The 20,641-nt window shown below is 30.9% G+C and carries 24 protein-coding genes; 11 read left to right on the top strand and 13 right to left on the bottom strand.

Features of this window, described 5'->3' with window-relative positions; all coding sequences use genetic code 11:
* Nucleotides 1-23 precede the first annotated feature (23 nt).
* Nucleotides 24-785: an MBL fold metallo-hydrolase gene (locus KW502_RS13425; protein ID WP_219041071.1), complete on the top strand. Its 762-nt coding sequence runs from the start codon at nt 24-26 to the stop codon at nt 783-785.
* Nucleotides 785-1,285, top strand: a complete 501-nt coding sequence (locus KW502_RS13420) for a hypothetical protein (protein WP_219041070.1) — start codon at nt 785-787, stop codon at nt 1,283-1,285. Before KW502_RS13425 ends, KW502_RS13420 begins: the two co-directional genes overlap by 1 nt.
* On the opposite strand, the gene KW502_RS13415 is transcribed toward KW502_RS13420, so the two are convergent.
* The 7 genes from KW502_RS13415 to KW502_RS13385 all read right to left on the bottom strand — a co-directional run bounded on the left by KW502_RS13415 (nt 1,282) and on the right by KW502_RS13385 (nt 8,217).
* Complete coding sequence (locus KW502_RS13415; protein WP_219041069.1) at nt 1,282-1,935, bottom strand: alpha/beta hydrolase; 654 nt, start codon at nt 1,933-1,935, stop codon at nt 1,282-1,284. The two genes, KW502_RS13420 and KW502_RS13415, sit on opposite strands and share 4 nt — an antisense overlap.
* Complete coding sequence (locus KW502_RS13410) at nt 1,935-2,267, bottom strand: DUF4870 domain-containing protein (RefSeq protein WP_219041068.1); 333 nt, start codon at nt 2,265-2,267, stop codon at nt 1,935-1,937. Before KW502_RS13410 ends, KW502_RS13415 begins: the two co-directional genes overlap by 1 nt.
* Entirely contained in the window at nt 2,267-3,517 is a 1,251-nt protein-coding gene (locus KW502_RS13405) for a dihydroorotase (RefSeq protein ID WP_219041067.1), read from the bottom strand. The genes KW502_RS13410 and KW502_RS13405 overlap by 1 nt, the downstream gene beginning before the upstream one ends.
* A gap of 5 nt (nt 3,518-3,522) precedes the next feature.
* Nucleotides 3,523-5,448 (bottom strand): BatA domain-containing protein, encoded by a 1,926-nt coding sequence (locus tag KW502_RS13400; RefSeq protein WP_219041066.1) that lies wholly within the window; start codon nt 5,446-5,448, stop codon nt 3,523-3,525.
* 78 nt (nt 5,449-5,526) lie between these two features.
* Complete coding sequence (locus KW502_RS13395) at nt 5,527-6,744, bottom strand: sensor histidine kinase (protein ID WP_219041065.1); 1,218 nt, start codon at nt 6,742-6,744, stop codon at nt 5,527-5,529.
* Between the two features lie 38 nt (nt 6,745-6,782).
* Entirely contained in the window at nt 6,783-7,550 is a 768-nt protein-coding gene (locus KW502_RS13390; protein ID WP_219041064.1) for a TIGR02757 family protein, read from the bottom strand.
* Nucleotides 7,543-8,217 (bottom strand): ABC transporter ATP-binding protein, encoded by a 675-nt coding sequence (locus KW502_RS13385; RefSeq protein WP_219041063.1) that lies wholly within the window; start codon nt 8,215-8,217, stop codon nt 7,543-7,545. Before KW502_RS13385 ends, KW502_RS13390 begins: the two co-directional genes overlap by 8 nt.
* Nucleotides 8,218-8,338: 121 nt before the next feature.
* Here KW502_RS13385 and msrA point away from each other — a divergent pair, with 121 nt between their 5' ends.
* Together msrA and KW502_RS13375 are read left to right on the top strand one after the other, a co-directional pair.
* The gene (gene msrA, locus KW502_RS13380) at nt 8,339-8,890 is read left to right on the top strand and encodes a peptide-methionine (S)-S-oxide reductase MsrA (RefSeq protein ID WP_219041062.1); all 552 of its coding nucleotides are present in this window, start codon (nt 8,339-8,341) and stop codon (nt 8,888-8,890) included.
* Nucleotides 8,891-8,945: 55 nt separating this feature from the next.
* Nucleotides 8,946-9,248: a hypothetical protein gene (locus tag KW502_RS13375; protein WP_219041061.1), complete on the top strand. Its 303-nt coding sequence runs from the start codon at nt 8,946-8,948 to the stop codon at nt 9,246-9,248.
* A 47-nt stretch (nt 9,249-9,295) separates the two neighbouring features.
* Here KW502_RS13375 and KW502_RS13370 read toward each other — a convergent pair whose 3' ends face one another.
* The 6 genes from KW502_RS13370 to porX all read right to left on the bottom strand — a co-directional run bounded on the left by KW502_RS13370 (nt 9,296) and on the right by porX (nt 14,136).
* Nucleotides 9,296-9,634, bottom strand: coding sequence for a hypothetical protein (locus KW502_RS13370; protein ID WP_219041060.1), 339 nt, complete (start codon nt 9,632-9,634; stop codon nt 9,296-9,298).
* A gap of 86 nt (nt 9,635-9,720) precedes the next feature.
* A complete protein-coding gene (locus KW502_RS13365; protein WP_219041059.1) occupies nt 9,721-10,098 on the bottom strand; it encodes a hypothetical protein in 378 nt (125 codons plus the stop codon).
* A gap of 5 nt (nt 10,099-10,103) precedes the next feature.
* Nucleotides 10,104-11,300 (bottom strand): alanine dehydrogenase, encoded by a 1,197-nt coding sequence (locus tag KW502_RS13360; RefSeq protein WP_219041058.1) that lies wholly within the window; start codon nt 11,298-11,300, stop codon nt 10,104-10,106.
* A gap of 60 nt (nt 11,301-11,360) precedes the next feature.
* Entirely contained in the window at nt 11,361-11,909 is a 549-nt protein-coding gene (locus tag KW502_RS13355; protein WP_255554253.1) for a hypothetical protein, read from the bottom strand.
* 235 nt (nt 11,910-12,144) lie between these two features.
* The gene (tsaE, locus tag KW502_RS13350) at nt 12,145-12,579 is read right to left on the bottom strand and encodes a tRNA (adenosine(37)-N6)-threonylcarbamoyltransferase complex ATPase subunit type 1 TsaE (RefSeq protein ID WP_219041057.1); all 435 of its coding nucleotides are present in this window, start codon (nt 12,577-12,579) and stop codon (nt 12,145-12,147) included.
* Nucleotides 12,580-12,585: 6 nt separating this feature from the next.
* Nucleotides 12,586-14,136: a T9SS response regulator signal transducer PorX gene (porX, locus tag KW502_RS13345; protein WP_219041056.1), complete on the bottom strand. Its 1,551-nt coding sequence runs from the start codon at nt 14,134-14,136 to the stop codon at nt 12,586-12,588.
* 35 nt (nt 14,137-14,171) lie between these two features.
* Between porX and KW502_RS13340 the strand changes: the two genes are divergently transcribed.
* Genes KW502_RS13340 through KW502_RS13310 form a run of 7 tightly spaced genes read left to right on the top strand, consistent with a single transcriptional unit; the run spans nt 14,172 to nt 20,579 of the window.
* Nucleotides 14,172-15,398: an HD domain-containing protein gene (locus KW502_RS13340; protein ID WP_219041055.1), complete on the top strand. Its 1,227-nt coding sequence runs from the start codon at nt 14,172-14,174 to the stop codon at nt 15,396-15,398.
* A 30-nt stretch (nt 15,399-15,428) separates the two neighbouring features.
* Nucleotides 15,429-16,466, top strand: a complete 1,038-nt coding sequence (gene lpxD / locus KW502_RS13335) for a UDP-3-O-(3-hydroxymyristoyl)glucosamine N-acyltransferase (protein ID WP_219041054.1) — start codon at nt 15,429-15,431, stop codon at nt 16,464-16,466.
* Nucleotides 16,450-17,847 carry a bifunctional UDP-3-O-[3-hydroxymyristoyl] N-acetylglucosamine deacetylase/3-hydroxyacyl-ACP dehydratase gene (locus KW502_RS13330; protein WP_219041053.1) on the top strand — a complete coding sequence of 466 codons (1,398 nt, stop codon included), beginning with the start codon at nt 16,450-16,452 and terminating at the stop codon, nt 17,845-17,847. The genes lpxD and KW502_RS13330 overlap by 17 nt, the downstream gene beginning before the upstream one ends.
* An 8-nt stretch (nt 17,848-17,855) precedes the next feature.
* Nucleotides 17,856-18,638, top strand: coding sequence for an acyl-ACP--UDP-N-acetylglucosamine O-acyltransferase (lpxA, locus tag KW502_RS13325; protein ID WP_219041052.1), 783 nt, complete (start codon nt 17,856-17,858; stop codon nt 18,636-18,638).
* Between the two features lie 11 nt (nt 18,639-18,649).
* Nucleotides 18,650-19,216 carry an elongation factor P gene (efp, locus tag KW502_RS13320; RefSeq protein WP_219041051.1) on the top strand — a complete coding sequence of 189 codons (567 nt, stop codon included), beginning with the start codon at nt 18,650-18,652 and terminating at the stop codon, nt 19,214-19,216.
* Between the two features lie 18 nt (nt 19,217-19,234).
* Nucleotides 19,235-20,167 (top strand): UDP-3-O-(3-hydroxymyristoyl)glucosamine N-acyltransferase, encoded by a 933-nt coding sequence (locus KW502_RS13315; RefSeq protein WP_219041050.1) that lies wholly within the window; start codon nt 19,235-19,237, stop codon nt 20,165-20,167.
* 1 nt (nt 20,168) lies between these two features.
* A complete protein-coding gene (locus tag KW502_RS13310; RefSeq protein ID WP_219041049.1) occupies nt 20,169-20,579 on the top strand; it encodes a nuclear transport factor 2 family protein in 411 nt (136 codons plus the stop codon).
* Nucleotides 20,580-20,641 lie beyond the last annotated feature (62 nt).

The following is a 20,641-nucleotide window of genomic DNA, read 5'->3' as shown; positions in this document are numbered from 1 at the left end:
TACTTTTGTGATAAAATTAAACTGTGGAAATTACATTTTTAGGTACTGGAACTTCTCAAGGCGTCCCTATTATTGGTAGCGATCATCCCGTATGTTTAAGTGAAGATCAGAAAGATAAGCGTTTACGTGTTTCTATTTTAGTTGAATGGGATAATTATACCTACGTTGTAGATTGCGGACCAGATTTTAGACAACAAATGCTTGCCAATAATGTAAAAAAAATTGATGGAATTCTTTTTACTCACGAGCATAACGATCATATTATAGGTTTAGACGATGTTAGGCCATTTTATTTTAAACAGGGTGACATTTCTGTTTATGCACATCAACGCGTGATTAAAGCGCTAAAGAAACGTTTTGACTATGTGTTTGAAACTGTAAATAAATACCCAGGCACACCAAGTTTAAAAATTAATGAAATTAACGATACCCCTTTTACTATAGGTAATCTAGAGGTAATACCTGTAAATGTTTGGCATCATAAATTACAAGTATATGCATTTAGATTTCATGATTTTGCTTACGTAACCGATGCTAAAACAATTACTGAAGAAGAAGTCGAAAAATTAAAAGGAGTGAAAGTGTTAACGGTAAATGCCTTACGTAAAGAAACGCATTTAGCTCATTTTAATTTAGATGAAGCGTTAGCATTTATTAAAAAAGTTAATCCAGAGAAAGCTTACTTAACACATATAAGTCATTTATTAGGTTTTCATGCTGAAGTAGAAAAAGAGTTGCCAGAGAATGTATTTTTGGCTTACGATAATTTAAAAATTAAAATTTAATGAAAGGTAAAATCTTTATGTATCTGTTTTTATTTGCATTACTTTATATTGTTTTTCAATATGCTAATGTGAAAAAAACATTTGAAGTACAACAACAAATGATCGCAGATTTAAACCTTGAAGTTGATGAGCTTGAAGCTGAAAAAGACTCAATAATTCAGCTTAATAAAAATAATCAAGTAGAAGACTTCACATTAGCTGGAGACGAAAAAGCCCGAATGTATATTGAAGATTTGGGATATGAGGTAGAAGAATTTAAAACTTTATTACAGACTAAAATAGTCGCCGAAAATAAAGCAGATTCAGACAATAAACTTGTTCCTTATAGTGGTATGAATGGTTTTATGCGTATAAATGGCTTAAAGATTATCAATCACAAATGGGTATTAGTTGAATTTACTGATGGTAAATTTTGGGGCGAAGCTATTCTGAATTATTTTATCGAAAAAGACGGTTCTATTTCTTTTGAAGTGAACGACGGATTTTTATACGGTAATTAATTTTTTTCTAGCCAGTTCTTAAACTCCATAAAGTTTTGAGGATTAACGCCGTGACCTATAGGAAATTCAGAGAAGGTATAATCAATATTTAAATTACCGATAAAAGGTTTGTTTTTTTTAGCCCATTCAATTGGGATAACTTGATCTACCGAACCGTGAGAACCATAAATTTTTAACGACGAAAAGTCATTATTTTCATATCCTTCTTTAAATATAGTTTCGTGAATATAACCACTTAATGCTACCACTTTATTAACTTTTTCAGGATAAGAAAGTGCAACAGCATAGCTTAAAATGGCTCCTTGACTAAAACCTAATAAAGTAATTTGATTCGCATCTGCAGGATAGCTTTCAACTACTTCATCAATAAATTTGGCAATAAGTTCTCGAGAAGCAATAGCTTGCTCATCGTTAGTAAATTTATTTTGGTTAGCATCAAAATTTATCTCATACCAAGCATTTCCGTAAGGTTGCAAAGGTAACGGAGCTCGAGCTGAAACTATTAAATATTCGTTTGGTAATTCTGTTGCAAAAGAAAATAGATCATCCTCATTACTTCCGTAGCCATGAAGCATAATAATTACGGGGGCTTTTTCTGTTAATGAAGATGGTTTTATTACGTGAGTTAAACTTAAATTTTGTGTTGTCATTATGCTAATTTATCAAACCATTTTTGAAAATATTCTCCTACCAAAGGGACTATTGTTTCTCTTCCTTGTAGAGCCCCAATAAATCCGTAAATCCAAAGTATAAAAACAAAAATCCAAAAAGAAAAGGTAATTAACCAACTATCAAAACCACTAACCACTGCTAATATTAGAAAATAGAGAATATGTACGCCAAGGGCTTGTTTAATATGAAAACTAGCAAATTTATTTTTGCTTTCCATATTCATAAAAATTGCAATTACGCAACCAATAATGGTAAAATAAGCTAAAATAGCATTAGATTTACCTTCTTTACTATCGTTAATTGTTGTCATTAAGCTAATGTTAGTTTATGGTTAGCATAAATTCCGTATACTTTTCCGTTGATTTTTGAGTCTATAAACATAGAATTTTTTGAAGTAGAAATAATATTTTCTTCGTTAAAAGTATATTTATAATCAGGATTAAATAAGGTTAAATTCGCTATTTCTCCCTTTTCAAATTTAGGATTTTCTATCCCAAAACGAGCTCTACCTTTGGTAAGAAGATCAATTGTTTTTTCTGTAGAAAAAATAGTTTTTAGGGCTGCAAAAGCAGTTTCTAAGCCTATAGTTCCGTAAGCGGCATTTACAAATTCTACTTTTTTATCTTCAATATCTATAGGGCAGTGGTCTGTGGTGACCATATCGATAATACCATCTTTTAAGCCTTTAATTAATGCTTTGGCATCTTTAGAGCTTCTTAGTGGCGGTAAAACTTTATAGTTGGCATTAAAACCTTGTAGTTTTTCATCTGTAAATATAAGTTGATGTATAGCAACACTACAACTTACATCTAAACCTTTCTTTTTAGCTTCTTTGATAAGTTGTACCGATTTTTCTGTAGAAATTGTCGGTATATGTAATTTACCGCCAGTATATTCTAAAATGAATAAATCTCTGGCAATTTGAAGCTCTTCGGCTAAAGCAGGAATCCCTTTTAAACCTAATTGAGTACTATGGAAATCTTCGTGTGCGCAACCATTTCTTGCTATGGCATTTTCTTGAGGGAAAGATTGTATTAAAGCATCAAAATTTTGTGCATACTGTAAAGCAATTTTTAATAGGTTAGGGTTTTCTATAGGTTTTTTGTAATCTGAAAATGAAACGGCTCCGGCATTTTTCATATCAAATAATTCGGCTAAATCTACGCTTTCGCTTTTTACCGTTAATGCACCCACAGGATAAACTCCTACTCCAAATTGAGTATGGTGACTTTTTAAAAATTTAATAGAGGTGCTGTGATCTGCTATTGGATTGCTGTTCGGGTTTACGGCAATAGAGGTAAACCCACTTTTTGCGGCTGTCTTTAAACCGTTGGTTAACGTTTCTCTTTCTTCATAACCTGGTTCTCCAAAACAAATACTGCTGTCAAACCAACCCAATGAAACATGCAGGTTTTTCATTTCTATGGTTTGATCTACTTCAGCAGAAATATTTTTTTCTATTTTTTCTATTTTTCCGTTTTGAAGCAGAATATCTACTGTTTGTTGGTGATACTTGCTATCTGGTAGAACAATGGTGGCAGATTTTATGAGGATTTTCATTAAATTTATTTTAGAAACTTTAAGAATAAAAATTCAATCACTAAAAATAGTAAGGCAAAAATAACAAACCATTTCCAGAAAAAATTCATTTGATTGTCATTAATCTCTTGACTAAAGAAATTTGTAATAGAATCTTGTGTTTTTATATGTTTATAGCTAGAAAGATTTGCGTAGTTGAGTTTACTTTCTCTTCTATTATAATTAAAACTAAGCAAGTTTATTGTTTTATCATTTGCAATTACACTGTAATTACCCGCGCTCTTAGGTTCGTTTTGCAGGGTTAAGTTTACTTTATTCGCAAAATGCTGTTGTAGAGGAATAAAAGTTTTTGAAGAGTCTTTAATTTTAATAACATTATCTTTATCTAACTTTACCTTAACCTCAATGGTATTGTTATTTTCGTTTACATAATAAAGCTGTGGCAATTGTAAACTTTGCTTTGCTATATTATAAAATGTAGGGACAATTAAAGGAGATTGTTTAAAGTTGCTATTTTCTTTATTGATGGCAGCAGTAAATAAAAAAACTTGTTTTATTTGTTTTAAAAATGGCTGACCGTTATTATAGCTTAAAATTTGGTTAGCACCAGTGTTTAAATAATAATGAGAATTAACCTTGGGATAGTCAAAATTTCTCACTTTTTTATTAAATACATTTTCAAAAACTATATTAGAAAAATTAATATTGGTAATTTTTAGCTCTTCGGTTTGCTTTTTCTGATATCTACTTAAATTTAAAGCATTAAATAGGCGATTGTAACTAGCTTCATTAATAGTTTCAGCAGGAATAATGCTTAAACTACCTCCATTTTCAAGATGTTTACTTAAGATGTTGGCTAAGCCTTGAGGAATCGATTTTAATTCATTTAAAATAATAAGGTTTTGATGAGAAAGTTTATTGTAATTTATTTGATTACTTTGAGTAGTTATTAAATTAAATTCATCTTGATTGAATATTTTTTTTAGAAAATTATCTTTAGCATCACTTATGCTAGCTACGTTTATTTTTTCATTTTGTTGAAGTGAAAAATAAAGTGAATTGTCATATTGAAGACTATTGTCATTAATCGCTAACACTCCTTTAATATCTTGAGAAGTAGGGATGCTAAATGTAGTATTTGCTTTAGTATTATCATCAAAATTTACACTGCTTTTTGCTAATAATTTATGGTGGTCAAAAAGGCTTACCGTAAAAAGTTGATCAGTAGCAGTAGAAGAAGAAAGGTTTACTTGTACAGTTGTGTTTTCAATATTTTTATCTTTCACAAAAACAGAGTCAATGCTAATGTTGAAATTTTTTTCTGGTTGAAGTTGAATGAGTGTATTTTCTAGTTGTGCGTCAAACTCGAGATCTTTGAGATTTTGTTCTTGAAAATCTGAAATTGCTACAAATTTTTTGAGCGTATTTTTATGTTTAGAAAAAACCTTCTTTGCTTTAATATAAGTTGTTTTGAAATTAGGAGAATTACTACTATAATTAATTTGTTGTAACTCTTTAGCTAATTCTTGCTTGGTGGTATTTTTATAAATTTCATCATTTGTAAGCAATGAAAAATGATAATCTTCTGGAAGCGCAGTAAGTAAAGATTGAATTGCATTTTTTAGCAGTTCTCCATTTTTTCCTTTTTGCTGCATACTAAAAGAATTATCGAGGTAAATTACCGTTTCTTTCTTTTTTAGACTTTGCGAAGTTTCTGGTAGATAGGGTTGAGCAAAAGCAAAAATTATGCACGCTAAGCCTAAAAGTCTAGCTAGTAAAGTAAGCCACTTTTTAATTTTAGAACTCTTACGTGTTTGTAATTGAACTTTTTTTAGAAACTTTACATTGGTAAATTGTTCTTTTTTAAATTTTCTTAATTGAAAAAGATGAACAATGACAGGAATTATTAATAAAAATAATGCGTATAGAATTTGCGGATTTTTTAATAGCATTTTTTATTTCTGTATAAATTCAAATATAGAAAATGAAAGTTAAAATCTATTTGTAAATATTAGATATTATAAGACTTTCTATTCATTTGATTTTTTAATAGAAAATGAAAACGATGTTTTTTCACCTACATTAGAGTTAACCTCAATATCGCCACCTAAATTCATAATTAATTTTTTCACCGTAGAAAGTCCAATCCCGTTTCCTTTATTTCCGTTTCTATCTAGTTGAGTAACGGTAGAAAACAACTTAAATATTTCTTTTTGTTTGTTTTCAGGTATTCCCATTCCGTTATCTGTTACGGTAAAGTAATAAAAACTATCATCTTGATGACAATTAATAGAAATTTCAATTTTCTTTTTATCGTTATATTTTAGACTATTACCAATTAGATTAAGAAGAATTTGCTCTAAGGCAACTCGGTTACAATTCAATTCAATATTCTCATCAGGAAAGTTAATATCACAATCTTCTTGTATGTTAAATAAATCTACAATTTCTTCTAATAAATGATGAATATCGAAGCTTTCATTATGTTTTTGATCACTTAATTTATCACTCTCATAATAAGTTAATATTTTAGAAATATAATCACTTAAAGAGAAAGAAGATTGCTTCATGTATTGAAGGTATTCTTTGCCTTTATCGTCTAATTGATTACTATATTTTTCTTTCAAAATATCGGCCGTAATAATCATATTAGTTAAAGGCATTTTCATATCGTGAGATACTACTCCGGCAAAATCTTTAAGAAGTTCGTTTCTTAACCTTAGTTCTTTTTCAATAGCTTTTAAATTATTATTTTTTGATCGTATTTCTAAAAGATTAATTACTTGATTAGTAATTGTTTTTAAAGCTATTTTTTGACGATCATTTAATATTCTTGGTTGATGATCTATTACGCAAAGTGTACCTAAAGAATTTCCGTTTTTATCGGTTAATGGCATTCCTGCATAAAAAATAACTGGCTGTTCTGTAGATAATGTCAAAGGATTTTTAGCGAATCTAGGATCTTTTCTTGCGTCTTCTACAATCATTAATTCTTGAGGTTGATTAATTGCGTGTGCGCAAAAAGAGACCTCTCGTGTAGTATCACAAAAATTTATACCAATAGTAGATTTAAACCATTGACGCTCTTCCTCTAAAAAAGAAATTAATGCGATGGGAACATCACAGATATAAGCAGCTAAGCTAGCCAAATCGTCAAATTCTTTCTCAGCCTTGCTATCAACAATACCTAAGTTTTTTAAGGCTTTTAATCTAACCGATTCGTTTTTAGGTATTTCAGGTTTAATCATAGCGATATAAATATTAACGTAAAATTAAGAAAATAATTTTAGAAATCTTTCTCAAATGCACCAATTCCAAAAAGAGCAAAATCGTACTTTACAGGATCGTTTTTATCTAAACCTCTTAAGCTGTTATCTAATTCAACTAAAGCTTTAGCATCGTTTTGTTTTCTTTTTAATAAGCCCAATTTTCTAGCAATATTGCCACTATGAACATCTAAAGGACAAGAAAGTGCTGCTGAAGAAATATTGTTCCATAATCCAAAATCTACTCCATTTCGATCGTTTCTAACCATCCACCTTAAATACATATTAATTCTTTTAGCTGCTGAATTTTTTAAAGGATCGCTTACGTGTTTTTGAGTTCTTTTTAAATGCGGAAGTTCAAAAAAAACTTTTTTAAATTCATGAATTGAATTTTGAGTGGAAATAGCAGAAGAGTTTTTAGTAAACACACTCTCTAAGCCGCCGTGGTTCAAATAAATCTGTTGAAGTGATTTAAGAAAATATTTTAAATCTGTTTCATTAAACGTGCGATGTACAAAACCCTCAAACCTTTCTAAATCTTTTTCTTTAAGGTTAATAATAAATTCATGCGGACTCATATCTAGCAATTCCATCAACCTTTGAGCATTGTTTAAAATGCTTTTACGATTTCCCCAGGCGATAGTAGCTGTTAAAAACCCTGAAATTTCAATATCCTCTTTTTTAGAAAATAAATGTGGAATTTGAATAGGGTCGGTTTCAATAAATTTAGGTTGGTTGTATTGTTCAGCTTTAAAATTTAAAAACTCTTGAAGTTCTTTTTTATTCATTAATTTTATTTTCAATTTGACCATCAACCATGGTTAATTTTCTGTCGGCCATATTGGCAAGTTCTGTATTGTGAGTTACAATAACAAAAGTTTGTCCAAATTCTTCTCTAAGTTTAAAGAAAAGATGGTGCAAATTTTCAGCAGACTCAGAATCTAAATTCCCTGAAGGTTCATCTGCTAAAATTACTTCTGGGTTGTTAATTAAAGCTCTCGCTACAGCAACACGCTGTTGCTCACCACCACTTAATTCTGAAGGTTTATGGTTCTTACGATGCGATAATCCTAAAAACTCGAGTAATTCTAAGGCTCTTTTTTCTGCAACAGATTTTTCTGTTCGTTGGATATAAGCGGGAATGCAAATATTTTCAAGCGCTGTGAATTCTGGTAATAATTGATGAAATTGAAATATAAAACCAATATGTTTATTTCTAAATGCAGCTAATTCATTTTTAGAAAGATTGTAAACTTCAGTATCGTTTATTTTTAAAGAAGATTTTTTATTTTTTGTAGCAAAATCTAAGGTCCCTAAAATTTGTAATAAGGTGGTTTTTCCTGCTCCTGAAGCACCTACAATAGAAACTATTTCTCCTTTTTTAATAAATAAATTTACATTGTTTAATACATGTAAATCATCATAATATTTATGAATATTTTGGGCGGTAATCATTTAGCTTATAAATTTTGTATGGCTAAAATAAACTATTTTATAGGAACAATAGTGTTATAACAAAGCTTTATACTTTTTACAATTATAGATTAAAATTTTAGTATTAATTTTAAAATAAAAAATGAATATAGAAAATTTGAAAACCGCAACTTTTGCCAATGGATGTTTTTGGTGTACAGAGGCGGTTTTTCAGCGTTTAAAAGGAGTGAGTGGTATTGAATCTGGTTTTACAGGTGGTGCCATCAAAAATCCTCCTTATCGTGAAGTGGTACAAGGGAGAACTGGTCATGCAGAAGCAATTCAATTAAAATACGATTCAAAATTTATAAGTTATGAAGAATTATTATTGGTGTTTTTTACCACTCATGACCCTACAACTCTTAATAGACAAGGTAATGATATTGGGACTCAATATCGAAGTGCCATTTTCTACCATTCAGAAGAACAGAAAAATATTGCAGAGCAGGTAGTAAGACAACTAAACGAAACGGTTTTTAAAGGTAAAATAGTTACAGAGATTACTGAAGCTTCAGCATTCTATTCGGCAGAATTTGATCATCAAAATTTCTATAATAATAATCCTAATCAGCCTTATTGCCAGTATATTATAGATCCCAAAATAAATAAATTAAAAACTTATTTTTCAGATAAAATGATTGATTCGAAAGTATAAATATTTATTTTGGCAAGTTTTTTGTTATATAATTACTGAATCAATTAAATATCTTATGAAAACATTGAAAAATAAACTATTACTTAAAGGCTTGTTTTATGATGGAGTAGGGATGTTAAGTAGTGCGATACCTGTTGTAGGTTCTTTTATAGATATTCTTTGGGCGCCTTATGCTGCAAAAAAAATGCAGAAAATGTATCCGGGTAAAAAAGGAAAGTTTGCTTCTGCATTGGTTTTTGTAGAAGAAATTTTACCCTTTACAGACATAATACCTTCATTTACGTTAATGTGGTTATATACATTTGTATGGAATAAGAGCGAAGTTGAAGACATTCGATTTAATGAAGTAATTTCTTAAAATAAGAAAAAGGCTATCAATTGTTGATAGCCTTTTTTTATATGAATTTACTCTTCTTCTTTTTCATCTTCATCATCGTCGTCCATCTCTTCTAGATCTTCTTTAGGTATTTTGACCGCTTCAGGAATATCTACAATTGGTTCATTTAAATCTTCATCATTATAATCATCTTCATCATAATTTGCCATTGTATTTTCTAGTCGCGTACTTACTTTCACTAAATAAATACAATCTTCCGTTTTTACTTCAACAGCTTCTACGGTTTCATATTTGGCGTTTTTGAAAGTTATGATATGATCATCATCATATCCGTCAGGATATTTTTCAACTAAAAGTCCTAAAATTTCGGGTGTTAATTTTTTATAATCAACAATAACTCGTTTCATATTCAGTAGCTTAAATTAATCGCTTAATAAAAACAATAATAAAAAAGTTTCGATTAAAACTTGGGTATAATTTAAAAAAAATTATATTAATTTTTTAGGTTGTTAACGCTAAGAATAGTTACAAGGCTATCGCAGTTTTTAAAACTGGTTTCATAGGTTTTGTTTTCTTTTTCTGATTGAACAATGTAGACGTTACAAGAATCTAAAGAAGTTTCACTTTCGCTAAAGATAACATCTCCAGATTGCAAGGTATTCGCTATAAAAATAGAATCGAGTTGATATACCTGCATTTGTTTTTTAGCATCTGTAGAATAAGCTTTTTCTTTTATTCTAAGGTTTTTTAAGACTCTTGCACTAGGCCCGTAATCACACGAAGTTTTTTTTCCACTAAGAAAAAAAATAAGAATAACAATGCCAAGTGAGAAACCTCCGAAGTAATACCCAAAACGATGAATTAATTTCATAAAATTTAAAAAATGAGCAAATTAATATCTCTATAATTAAGATTAAACCAATCTGCAATAGATTTGTTGGTTAAAATACCGTGGTAAAAATACAAACCGTTTCTTAAACCACGATCAAATCTTAAGGTATTTTCTAAGCCACCTTCTTCGCCAATATGTAAAAGATAGGGCGTGAAGATATTACTGATAGAAATAGAGGATGTTCTTGGATATCTAGAAGGAATGTTGGGTACACCGTAATGTATTACGTTATGTTTTTTTTGAGTTGGCTGGTCGTGGCTAGTGATTTCAGAAGTTTCTACACAACCTCCCATATCAATGCTTACATCAATAATAACAGAACCAGGCTTCATGTTTTCAACCATCGTTTCTGAAATAATTACTGGAGAACGATCTTTACCGCGAACAGCACCAATAACTACATCTGCGCGCATTAAAGATTTTAATAAATTTTTGGGTTGAAGAGTAGAAGTATATAAAGGTCTACCTAAATTGGTCTGAATACAGCGTAATTTAGTTAGGGAATTATCAAATATTTTAATATTTGCTCCAAGACCTAAAGCAGATCTACCGGCAAACTCTCCAACAGTTCCTGCTCCAATAATAACTACTTCTAAAGGAGGAACACCGCTAATATTACCAAACATGAGTCCGCTACCTTTTGGGCTTGCTAATATTTCTGAAGCAATAAGAACAGATGCTGTCCCAGCAATTTCGCTTAAGGCTCTTACAGCAGGATAAGTACCATCATTATCTTTAATAAATTCAAAAGCTAATGCGGTTATTCTTTTTTCTGCAAGTTTTTGAAAGTAGCTTTTATCTTGAGTTTTTAATTGTAATGCAGAGATTAAAGTACATTGCGAGTTCATTAATTCTAGCTCTTCCAATGAAGGTGGTTCTACTTTTAAAATTATAGGACACCCAAACACTTTAGCCGTATCTTTGGTAACTTCTGCACCCGCTTCACTATAATCGTTATCTGAAAAATTAGCATCCTGACCGGCATTACTTTCAATTAATATACGGTGACCATTTGCTGTAATTGCGGCAACAGCATCTGGTGTTAAGCAGACCCTTTTTTCTTGGTAAGAAGTCTCTTTAGGTAAACCTATAAAGAGTTCTCCTTTTTGCCTTTGAATTTCTAACATTTCTTCCTGCGGAAGAAGATCTCGCTGTGTAAAAGGTGTGGTTGGTTTACTCATTTTTAGTTAAGATATAAAACTAAAGTAACGAAAAAAAACGATAAGCAAACTTAAAACAACCTATGATTTGAAGAGATCTCTAAAGTGAGAAAAAATATTTTTTTTATTTTGAAGTTCGTATTCTATTTCTTCTAAAGTAGGATTATGCATGCTTGTAAAAATTTTTGTTCTAATTAAATAAACCAAAGGGACAATCACCGCCATAATGGGAATTAAATACCAAATTTCAATTTCATCAGAAAACTTAACATCATCATTAATAGCCATAATTAATTGAAATAAATACATTCCCATAGGAATTAAAATAACATGATACCACCAATGCTTACAAGTCAAAAACCAAATACTAAGTAAGTAAAGAGGTACAAATTTCCCTAAAATAGTCCAAAAGCTAACGCTGACTTTTTCATAAAATCCACTTTCAAACGTAAATATAAAAGTTTCCCAGATTTTGGTGTCTGGGAAACTTTTATAGGAATAGAATATATAGGGTGAAATTATAATTAAAAAAGCTATAACACTACCCGTGAGTAGGGATTTTGATATCGCCTTTGTCGATATTTTGTATTGTTGTTGTGGCTTTGATGTTGTCTTGTGTGGTGTGTTCATCTATTGATTGTGGGGAACAAGAGGTTACTAAAAATCCTAAAGCTGCAATAGCGAAGATAGCGTTTTTTACATTCATAATAATTAATTTCTAAGTTTATAAAAGTTGTTTTTTGTTTTGTTGTAGTACAAACCTAGAAATAATTTTGTTAATTGTGTTAATTTTGTTCGCCGTACCTTTGTGTATTTTTTTAGGTTAAGTATCTGTTTTTTAGTTGTTTGTGTTATTTTTTTAAATTCAATTTTGTGTTTTAACACTTTGATTTTCATTATCGATTGAAATTTTTCTTGCTTGATAAGAGTTTTTTAGTATAGAAATTTTAGTATGCATTTCTGGAATTAGATTTTTAATTTTATCTGGCCATTCTATTAAAACCCAATCATCATTCATTAAGTAGTCTTCAAATCCAATATCATAAGCTTCATCTTCATCTTCTATTCTATGAAAATCGAAATGGTATATTTTTTTTGTTGGAGTTACATATTCATTCACTAACGAATAAGTAGGGCTGGTGACTCTATCTGTTGAGTTTAATTGTTTTACAATCTCTTTAATTAAAGTGGTTTTTCCTGCCCCCATTTCGCCATAAAATAAAAGTGTCTTGCAAGAAGACACTTTTAAAATTTGTTTTGCTACTTCTGGAAGTTGATCAATATTATATTCTATTTCCATAAAAAATTATCTAGGGGTGAGTACTGAAAAAGGAATTACCATTTCTTCTAAAGATACACCGCCGTGTTGATAGGTATTTCTATAATAACTTACATAATGATTGTAGTTATTTGGGTAGGCGAAAAATAAATCTCCTTTTGCAAATATAAAAGAGCTACTCATATTAATACTTGGTAAATGAAAATCTTTAGGATTTTTAGCTGCGATTACATCTTTATTTTCATAAGTTAAACTTTTACCGGTTTTGTAACGCAAATTTAAGCTTGTGTTTTTGTCACCAATAACCTTAGATGGGTTTTGAGCATTTATAGTTCCGTGGTCGGTGGTTATGATTAATTTGAAACCTAACTGTTGCGCATTTTGTATCATCTCTAAAAGTGGAGAGTTTTTAAACCAACTTTCTGTTAAAGATCTATACGATTTATCATTAGACGCTAGTTCTTTAATAACTTCCATTTCTGTTTTAGAGTGAGAAAGCATGTCTACAAAATTATAAACTACGGCAGTGAGATCGTTATTTTTAAGTTGTTTAAAGTTTTGAATTAAATTTTTACCTGCTTTTAAACTTGCAATTTTATAGTATTCAGTTTTGTAATCTAAACCTAGACGTTTCATTTGAGCTACTAAAAATTCTTCTTCATGCATGTTTTTACCGCCTTCTTCAGTATCATTTAACCATAAATTAGGATATAATTTTTCCATATCTGAAGGCATGAGTCCAGAAAATATTGCATTTCTAGCATACTGAGTAGCGGTTGGTAAAATGCTAGAGAAAGCGCTCTCTTTCTCTTTTTTGTAATATTTATTGACAATGGGTTCAAAAGCTCGCCATTGGTCATAACGTAAATTATCTATGACTAAAAGTAGTGTAGGTTGCTTGTCGCTGAGTTCTGGTACCACTTTCTTTTTGAATAATTGATGAGAGAGTGTTGGTGCTTCTTCATCACCACTAAACCATGAAGTATAATTCTTTTCGACAAACTTACAGAATTGAGTATTAGCTTCAGATTTTTGAGATTCTAAAATCTCGAACATTCCGCTATCTTCAATATTTTCTAATTCAATTTCCCAATAAATTAGTTTTTGGTAAAGATCAGACCAGCCCTCCCAAGAATTGATCATCGACATTTCCATGGCAATTTTTCTAAATTCTTGTTGGTAGTTAGCGGTTGTTTTTTCTGAAATTAACCTAGAATGATCTAAATTCTTTTTTAAGCTTAATAGAATTTGATTAGGATTAACAGGTTTAATTAGGTAATCTGCTATTTTAGAGCCAATGGCTTCTTCCATAATATATTCTTCTTCACTTTTAGTAATCATTACTACTGGAAGATTATTATTAGTTTCTTTAATTTCGGCTAAAGTTTCTAAACCTGTTAAGCCTGGCATATTTTCATCTAAAAAAACAATGTCAAAGCTTTGTTTTTCCACTTCTTCTATTGCCTCTGTTCCGCTTTTGCAGGTAGTTACTTCGTAATTTTTCTTTTCTAGAAATAAGATATGAGGTTTTAATAAATCTATTTCATCATCTACCCAAAGTACTTTGATGTTATTCATATATGTATATTTGTTTTTTTAATTAAACTATCATTTTGAATCAACGTAACAAACTCAAAATATTAAACGATCCAATTTACGGATTTATTACCATTCCAAATGAACGTATTTTTGACATCATGGAGCATAAATACTTTCAAAGATTACGCCGAATTTCACAAATGGGCATGTCTTACTTGGTTTATCCTGGTGCACATCATACACGTTTTCATCATGCTTTAGGTTGTATGCATCTTATGCGAAAGGCTTTGGATGTTCTTCGTTTTAAAGGAATTAAAATTTCAGATAAAGAAGAAGAAGCCCTATTAATCGCTATTTTGCTGCACGATATAGGTCACGGTCCTTTTTCTCATGCTATGGAACATAGTATTGTAAATGGAGTAAGTCACGAGTGGATTTCTCTTCAATTTATGGAAAAAATGAATGCTGATTTTAACCAAAGTTTAACGTTAGCTATTCGAATATTTAAAGGAGAATATCACCGTAAATTTTTCAAAGAACTTATAGCGAGTCAGCTAGACGTTGATCGTTTAGATTATCTTAAAAGAGATAGTTTTTACACGGGCGTAGCCGAAGGAAACATTAATAGTGAGCGCCTAATTAGTATGCTTAATGTGAGTAATGATAAATTAGTTGTAGAACAAAAGGGGATTTATTCTGTAGAAAAATTTCTCGTTGCTCGTAGATTAATGTATTGGCAGGTATATTTACACAAAACAAGTGTTGGTGCAGAACAACTTTTAATACGAGTTTTAAAACGCGCAAAAGAGCTGGTAAGTAAAGGTGTAAAGCTTCCAGCTACAAAAGCACTTTCTTTTTTCTTAGAAAATGAAATTAATCCATCTAATTTTGATGAAGAAGTATTACACACTTTTAGTAAATTAGATGATTATGATATTGTTTCAGCAATGAAAGAATGGATTTCTTGTGATGATTTTATATTGAAAAATTTATGTGAATCTATTATCAATAGAGATTTACTCAAGGTAAAGCTGAAGAGCAAACCTATAGATCAACATAAGATTGAAAAATTTTTAAAAGAATTACAGCAGAAATATGGCATTACTCGAGAAGAGGCTAATTATTTTGTATTTGAAGGTAAAGTATCAAATTTAGCCTATAATGAGAAGCAAGACGACCATATTAGTATTCTTTATAAAAACGGAAAAACTAGTGATGTTATTAAAGCTTCAGACCAATTAAATCTTAGTGCACTTACTAAACCCGTGATAAAATATTATATCTGTTACCCTAAACCCTAAAAATTAACTAATTTTTCTATTTTTGTCAGCATGAAATTTACAGCAGAACAAATAGCAGAGGTTTTAGAAGGTAAGTTAGTAGGAAATCCTGAGGCAGAAGTTTCAGAACTTTCTAAAATTGAAGAAGGGCATTCTTCTTCACTTACTTTTTTAGCAAACCCAAAATATACACAACACATTTATACTACAAATGCAGCCATTTGTATTGTAAACGAAGATTTTGAACCAGAAAAAGAATTATCACTTACTTTAATAAAAGTAAAAGATGCGTATAAAGCTTTTTCTACACTTTTAAATTATTATAATCAGGTAAAATTAAGTAAAACAGGGGTAGAGTCTCCATCTTATATTTCTTCATCTGCTAGCTATGGTGAAGATATTTATATAGGTGCTTTTGCTTACATTGGCGATAATGTCAGTATTGGTGATAATGTTAAAATTTATCCGAATGCTTATATTGGTGATAATACCAAAATAGGTAATGATGTTATTGTATTTGCCGGAGCCAAAATATATTCAGAAACTATTATAGGTAATCATTGTGTTATTCATGGTGGGGCTATCGTAGGAGCTGACGGATTTGGTTTTGCACCTAATGAAAAAGGGGAGTACGATAAAGTACCGCAAATAGGTAATGTGGTTATTGAAGATCACGTAGATATAGGAGCAGGAACAAGTATAGATAGAGCTACCTTAGGATCTACCATTATTAGAAAAGGTGTAAAATTAGATAATCAAATACAAATCGCTCACAATGTAGAAATTGGTGAACATACTGTAATAGCCGCTCAAACTGGTGTAGCAGGTTCTACTAAAATTGGCAAAAACTGTATCATTGGTGGTCAGGTTGGTATTGTAGGCCATATTACAATTGGAGATCGAGTTAGAATTCAAGCACAATCTGGTATAGGAAGAAATGTAAAAGATGATGAAGCCCTTCAGGGTTCACCTGCATTAGGTTATAACGATTATAACAAAGCCTACGTGCATTTCAAAAATTTACCAGCATCAATAAAAAAACTTCACAATATCGAAAAAAAGCTAAACACTAATGGCTCAGAAAATTAAACAAACAACTATTGAAAAAGAGGTTACTTTAGAAGGAGTAGGTCTTCATACAGGTAAAGAAGTAACCCTAACTTTTAAACCTGCAAAAGCAAGCACAGGCTATGTATTTAAGCGTGTAGACCTAGAAGGTCAACCAGAAATACCTGCAGATGTAAGCTATGTGGTAGATACGCAACGAGGTACATCTTTAGAGAAAAATGGTGTTTCTATTCAGACTTCAGAACATGTGTTAGCGGCCTGTGTCGGTTTAGAAATAGATAACCTTTTAATTGAAATGAACCAAAGTGAACCTCCTATTATGGATGGTTCTTCTAAATTTTTTGTTGAAGCGTTAGAAAAAGCAGGAATAAGTGAACTTGATGCAGAAAGAGAAGAATATGTTATAAAAGACGTAATCTCTTTTACCGATGAAAACTCAGGAAGTGAATTAGTAATCATGCCTTCTAATGAATATGAGATTACAACCATGGTAGATTTTGGTACTAAGATTTTAGGTACTCAAAATGCATCTATTAAAAATATAACTCAGTTTAAAGAAGAAATTTCAGATGCTAGAACTTTCAGCTTTCTTCATGAATTAGAAACATTATTAGAGCACGGACTTATACAAGGAGGAGATCTAAATAATGCTATTGTGTATGTAGATAAAGAACTATCTGAAAGCACAATGGAAAAGTTAAGAAAAGCCTTTAATAAAGAAGAAATAGCAGTTAAATCTAACGGAATTTTAGATAACCTTACACTACATCACCCTAACGAAGCGGCTCGTCACAAACTATTAGATGTAATAGGCGATCTAGCTTTAATTGGTACAAGAATTCGCGGTAAGGTAATTGCTACTAAACCTGGTCACTATGTAAATACAGAATTTGCAAAGAAATTAGCGAAACATATTAAGGCAGAAAAAAGAAATAATGTTCCTCAAGTAGATTTGAACCAACCTCCATTAATGGATGTGAATCAAATCATGAATATGTTACCGCATAGACAACCTATGTTGTTAATAGATAAAATATTTGAATTATCAGAGACACATGTAATTGGTAGTAAAAATGTTACCATGAATGAAGATTTCTTCCGAGGTCACTTTCCTGGAGCTCCAGTCATGCCTGGTGTTTTAATTGTTGAAGCCATGGCACAAACCGGAGGAGTTTTAATTCTAAGTACTGTGCCAGATCCTGAGAATTATCTAACTTACTTTATGAAAATTGATAAAGTAAAATTTAAACAGAAAGTGGTTCCTGGAGATACATTAGTTTTTAAATGTGATTTAATATCACCAATAAGAAGAGGAATATGTCATATGCAAGGCTATGCTTTTGCAAATGGTAAATTATGTGCCGAAGCAGAATTGATGGCGCAAATTGTAAAAACAAAATAATAAAGTTTATGAATCAACCATTGGCATACGTACATCCAGGTGCAAAAATTGCAAAAAATGTGGTGATAGAGCCTTTTACAACTATTCATAACAACGTTGTAATTGGGGAGGGAAGTTGGATAGGATCTAATGTAACCATAATGGAGGGAGCTCGTATTGGTAAAAATGTAAGTATTTTTCCGGGAGCAGTAATTTCAGCAGTTCCACAAGATAAAAAATTTAACGATGAAGAAACACTAACTATTATTGGCGATAATACAACCATTAGAGAGTGCGTTACCATTAATAGAGGTACTTCAGACCGAATGAAAACCGTTATTGGTAATAATTGTTGGATTATGGCTTACTGTCATATTGCCCACGATTGTATTGTTGGTGATCATTGTATATTTTCAAATAACAGTACCTTAGCAGGTCATATAACCGTTGGTGATTATGTTGTTTTAGCAGGTATGACGGCAATTCAACAATTTTGTATGATTGGTAGCCATGCATTTATTACAGGAGGTTCTTTAGTTAGAAAAGATGTACCGCCGTTTGTAAAAGCTGCTCGAGAACCCTTATCTTACGTAGGTATTAACTCTATAGGATTACGTAGAAGAGGTTTTTCTACCGATAAAATTAGAGAAGTTCAAGATATTTATAGAATTTTATACCAAAGAAATTATAATAATACCCAAGCAGTAACTATCATTGAAGCAGAGATGGAAGCCACTCCAGAGCGTGATGATATCTTAGAATTTATTAAAAATTCACAGCGTGGTATTATGAAAGGATATTTTTCAAATTAAAAAATTTAAGAATGGCAAGTACAAGTGATATTAGAAATGGTTTATGTATTCGTTACAACCATGATATTTTTAAAATAGTTGAATTTTTACACGTAAAGCCGGGTAAAGGTCCAGCATTTGTAAGAACAAAACTAAAAAGTGTAACCACAGGTAAGACAATTGAAAATACATTTTCTGCAGGGCACAAAATTGATGAGGTTCGTGTAGAAACACATAAATTTCAGTTTTTATATAATGATGGAGAGTTCTATCACTTTATGAACACAGAAGATTATACTCAAATTAGATTAATTGAATCTGCTTTAGATTCTCCACAATTAATGAAAGAAGGAGAAGTGGTAACTGTAATTATTAATACAGAAGATAATGCTCCACTTTCAGTTGAAATGCCTCCAAGTGTAATTTTAGAAGTTACACATACAGAACCTGGAGTAAAAGGAAATACTGCCACCAATGCAACTAAACCAGCAACGGTAGAAACAGGAGCAGAGGTGAATGTTCCATTATTTATTAATGAAGGTGATAAAATAAAAATTGAAACCGAAAAGGGTGCTTACAAAGAACGTATAAAAGAATAATCATCTTAAAATAACTATATGAAATTTTCTCAAACCTATAGTCTTTATCAAATTGCCAGTATTATTAATGCAAAATTTGTTGGAGAAGCCGATTTTCCGGTAAATGGAATGAATGAAATTCATGTAGTGACTGCTGGAGATATTGTTTTTGTAGATCATCCAAAGTATTACGATAAAGCTTTACAATCTGCTGCAACCATAGTTCTTATCAATAAAGAAGTAAATTGTCCAGAAGGTAAAGCTTTATTAATTTCCGATGATCCTTTTAGAGACTTTAATAAACTTACAGATTATTTTAAGCCCTTTCAGGCTTCGTTTCAAAATGTTTCATTATCTGCAGAAGTAGGAGAAAATACTATAATTCAACCTAATTCTTTCATTGGTAATCACGTAAAGATAGGTAAAAACTGTGTGATACATTCTAATGTAAGTATTTATGATCATACAGTAATAGGTGATCATGTAACCATTCATGCTGGTACAGTCTTAGGAGCTTCAGCTTTTTATTATAAAAAGAGAACAGACGGCTTTGATCAACTTCAATCTGGAGGAAGAGTTGTTATAAAAAATCATGTAGATATTGGTGCGGCTTGTACCATAGATAGAGGTGTAAGTGGTGATACTACCATAAAATCTGGAACTAAAATAGATAATCAAGTTCATATAGGTCACGATACGGTAATAGGAGAGAAATGCTTAATTGCTTCTCAGGTAGGTATTGCGGGCTGCGTAATTTTAGAAGATGAAGTCACCCTTTGGGGACAAGTAGGTATAAGAAGCGATGTGAAATTAGCGAAAGGATCGGAAGTTTTTGCGCAATCTGGAGTTGGTAAAAATTTAAAAGCAAATACTCAATATTTTGGTTCTCCTGCGACTGAAGCAAAAAAGTGGTTTAAAGAGGCCGCCGCCATCAGGCAATTACCTTCGATGTTAAATAAAAAACCAGAGTAAAATGCAATTAAAAGAAAAACAATTGGTTGAAGATTTTTATAAATCTAAATTTCATAAAGACACTTCAATTATCGAAAAGTATCTAGATAAAGATGCCGTTATATATTGGAATTCAAGTTCAGGTTTTTTTAAATTGAATTATCATGATTTTGCTGTTATGGCAGAAGAAATGGGTAAAGCATTTGAAGGTTTGTCTTGTGAAATCACGCATTTATTGCAAGAAGATAATATGGTAACTGTCAGGTTTACCTATCACGTTAATACTATTGAAGATCCAGATGAAGAAGGAGCATTAGCTCATTTTATTTGTATTTGGGAGGTGAAAAACAATAAATTACACGAAGGCCACTTAATTAGTCAACCAGGAGACGATTCAGAAGAAAATATAGCATCTTTTCTACCAAAAAGATAGCAAAAACTTTTAGAGTTACTTTTAAAAAATTAAATTTGCAAGGCAACAAATCAAGATAAAAA

The organism is Mesonia aestuariivivens, assembly GCF_019311235.1.
Classification (GTDB): domain Bacteria; phylum Bacteroidota; class Bacteroidia; order Flavobacteriales; family Flavobacteriaceae; genus Mesonia; species Mesonia aestuariivivens.
This window is presented reverse-complemented; position numbering and strand designations above follow the sequence as displayed.

Bases quoted from the DNA above. Each gene is read 5' to 3' on its own strand.
- KW502_RS13420 (WP_219041070.1), top strand. From the start codon at position 785: ATGAAAGGTAAAATCTTTATGTATCTGTTTTTATTTGCATTACTTTAT.
- KW502_RS13415 (WP_219041069.1), bottom strand. From the start codon at position 1,935: ATGACAACACAAAATTTAAGTTTAACTCACGTAATAAAACCATCTTCA.
- KW502_RS13410 (WP_219041068.1), bottom strand. From the start codon at position 2,267: ATGACAACAATTAACGATAGTAAAGAAGGTAAATCTAATGCTATTTTA.
- KW502_RS13405 (WP_219041067.1), bottom strand. From the start codon at position 3,517: ATGAAAATCCTCATAAAATCTGCCACCATTGTTCTACCAGATAGCAAG.
- KW502_RS13400 (WP_219041066.1), bottom strand. From the start codon at position 5,448: ATGCTATTAAAAAATCCGCAAATTCTATACGCATTATTTTTATTAATA.
- KW502_RS13395 (WP_219041065.1), bottom strand. From the start codon at position 6,744: ATGATTAAACCTGAAATACCTAAAAACGAATCGGTTAGATTAAAAGCC.
- KW502_RS13390 (WP_219041064.1), bottom strand. From the start codon at position 7,550: ATGAATAAAAAAGAACTTCAAGAGTTTTTAAATTTTAAAGCTGAACAA.
- KW502_RS13385 (WP_219041063.1), bottom strand. From the start codon at position 8,217: ATGATTACCGCCCAAAATATTCATAAATATTATGATGATTTACATGTA.
- msrA (WP_219041062.1), top strand. From the start codon at position 8,339: ATGAATATAGAAAATTTGAAAACCGCAACTTTTGCCAATGGATGTTTT.
- KW502_RS13375 (WP_219041061.1), top strand. From the start codon at position 8,946: ATGAAAACATTGAAAAATAAACTATTACTTAAAGGCTTGTTTTATGAT.
- KW502_RS13370 (WP_219041060.1), bottom strand. From the start codon at position 9,634: ATGAAACGAGTTATTGTTGATTATAAAAAATTAACACCCGAAATTTTA.
- KW502_RS13365 (WP_219041059.1), bottom strand. From the start codon at position 10,098: ATGAAATTAATTCATCGTTTTGGGTATTACTTCGGAGGTTTCTCACTT.
- KW502_RS13360 (WP_219041058.1), bottom strand. From the start codon at position 11,300: ATGAGTAAACCAACCACACCTTTTACACAGCGAGATCTTCTTCCGCAG.
- KW502_RS13355 (WP_255554253.1), bottom strand. From the start codon at position 11,909: ATGAACACACCACACAAGACAACATCAAAGCCACAACAACAATACAAA.
- tsaE (WP_219041057.1), bottom strand. From the start codon at position 12,579: ATGGAAATAGAATATAATATTGATCAACTTCCAGAAGTAGCAAAACAA.
- porX (WP_219041056.1), bottom strand. From the start codon at position 14,136: ATGAATAACATCAAAGTACTTTGGGTAGATGATGAAATAGATTTATTA.
- lpxD (WP_219041054.1), top strand. From the start codon at position 15,429: ATGAAATTTACAGCAGAACAAATAGCAGAGGTTTTAGAAGGTAAGTTA.
- KW502_RS13330 (WP_219041053.1), top strand. From the start codon at position 16,450: ATGGCTCAGAAAATTAAACAAACAACTATTGAAAAAGAGGTTACTTTA.
- lpxA (WP_219041052.1), top strand. From the start codon at position 17,856: ATGAATCAACCATTGGCATACGTACATCCAGGTGCAAAAATTGCAAAA.
- efp (WP_219041051.1), top strand. From the start codon at position 18,650: ATGGCAAGTACAAGTGATATTAGAAATGGTTTATGTATTCGTTACAAC.
- KW502_RS13315 (WP_219041050.1), top strand. From the start codon at position 19,235: ATGAAATTTTCTCAAACCTATAGTCTTTATCAAATTGCCAGTATTATT.
- KW502_RS13310 (WP_219041049.1), top strand. From the start codon at position 20,169: ATGCAATTAAAAGAAAAACAATTGGTTGAAGATTTTTATAAATCTAAA.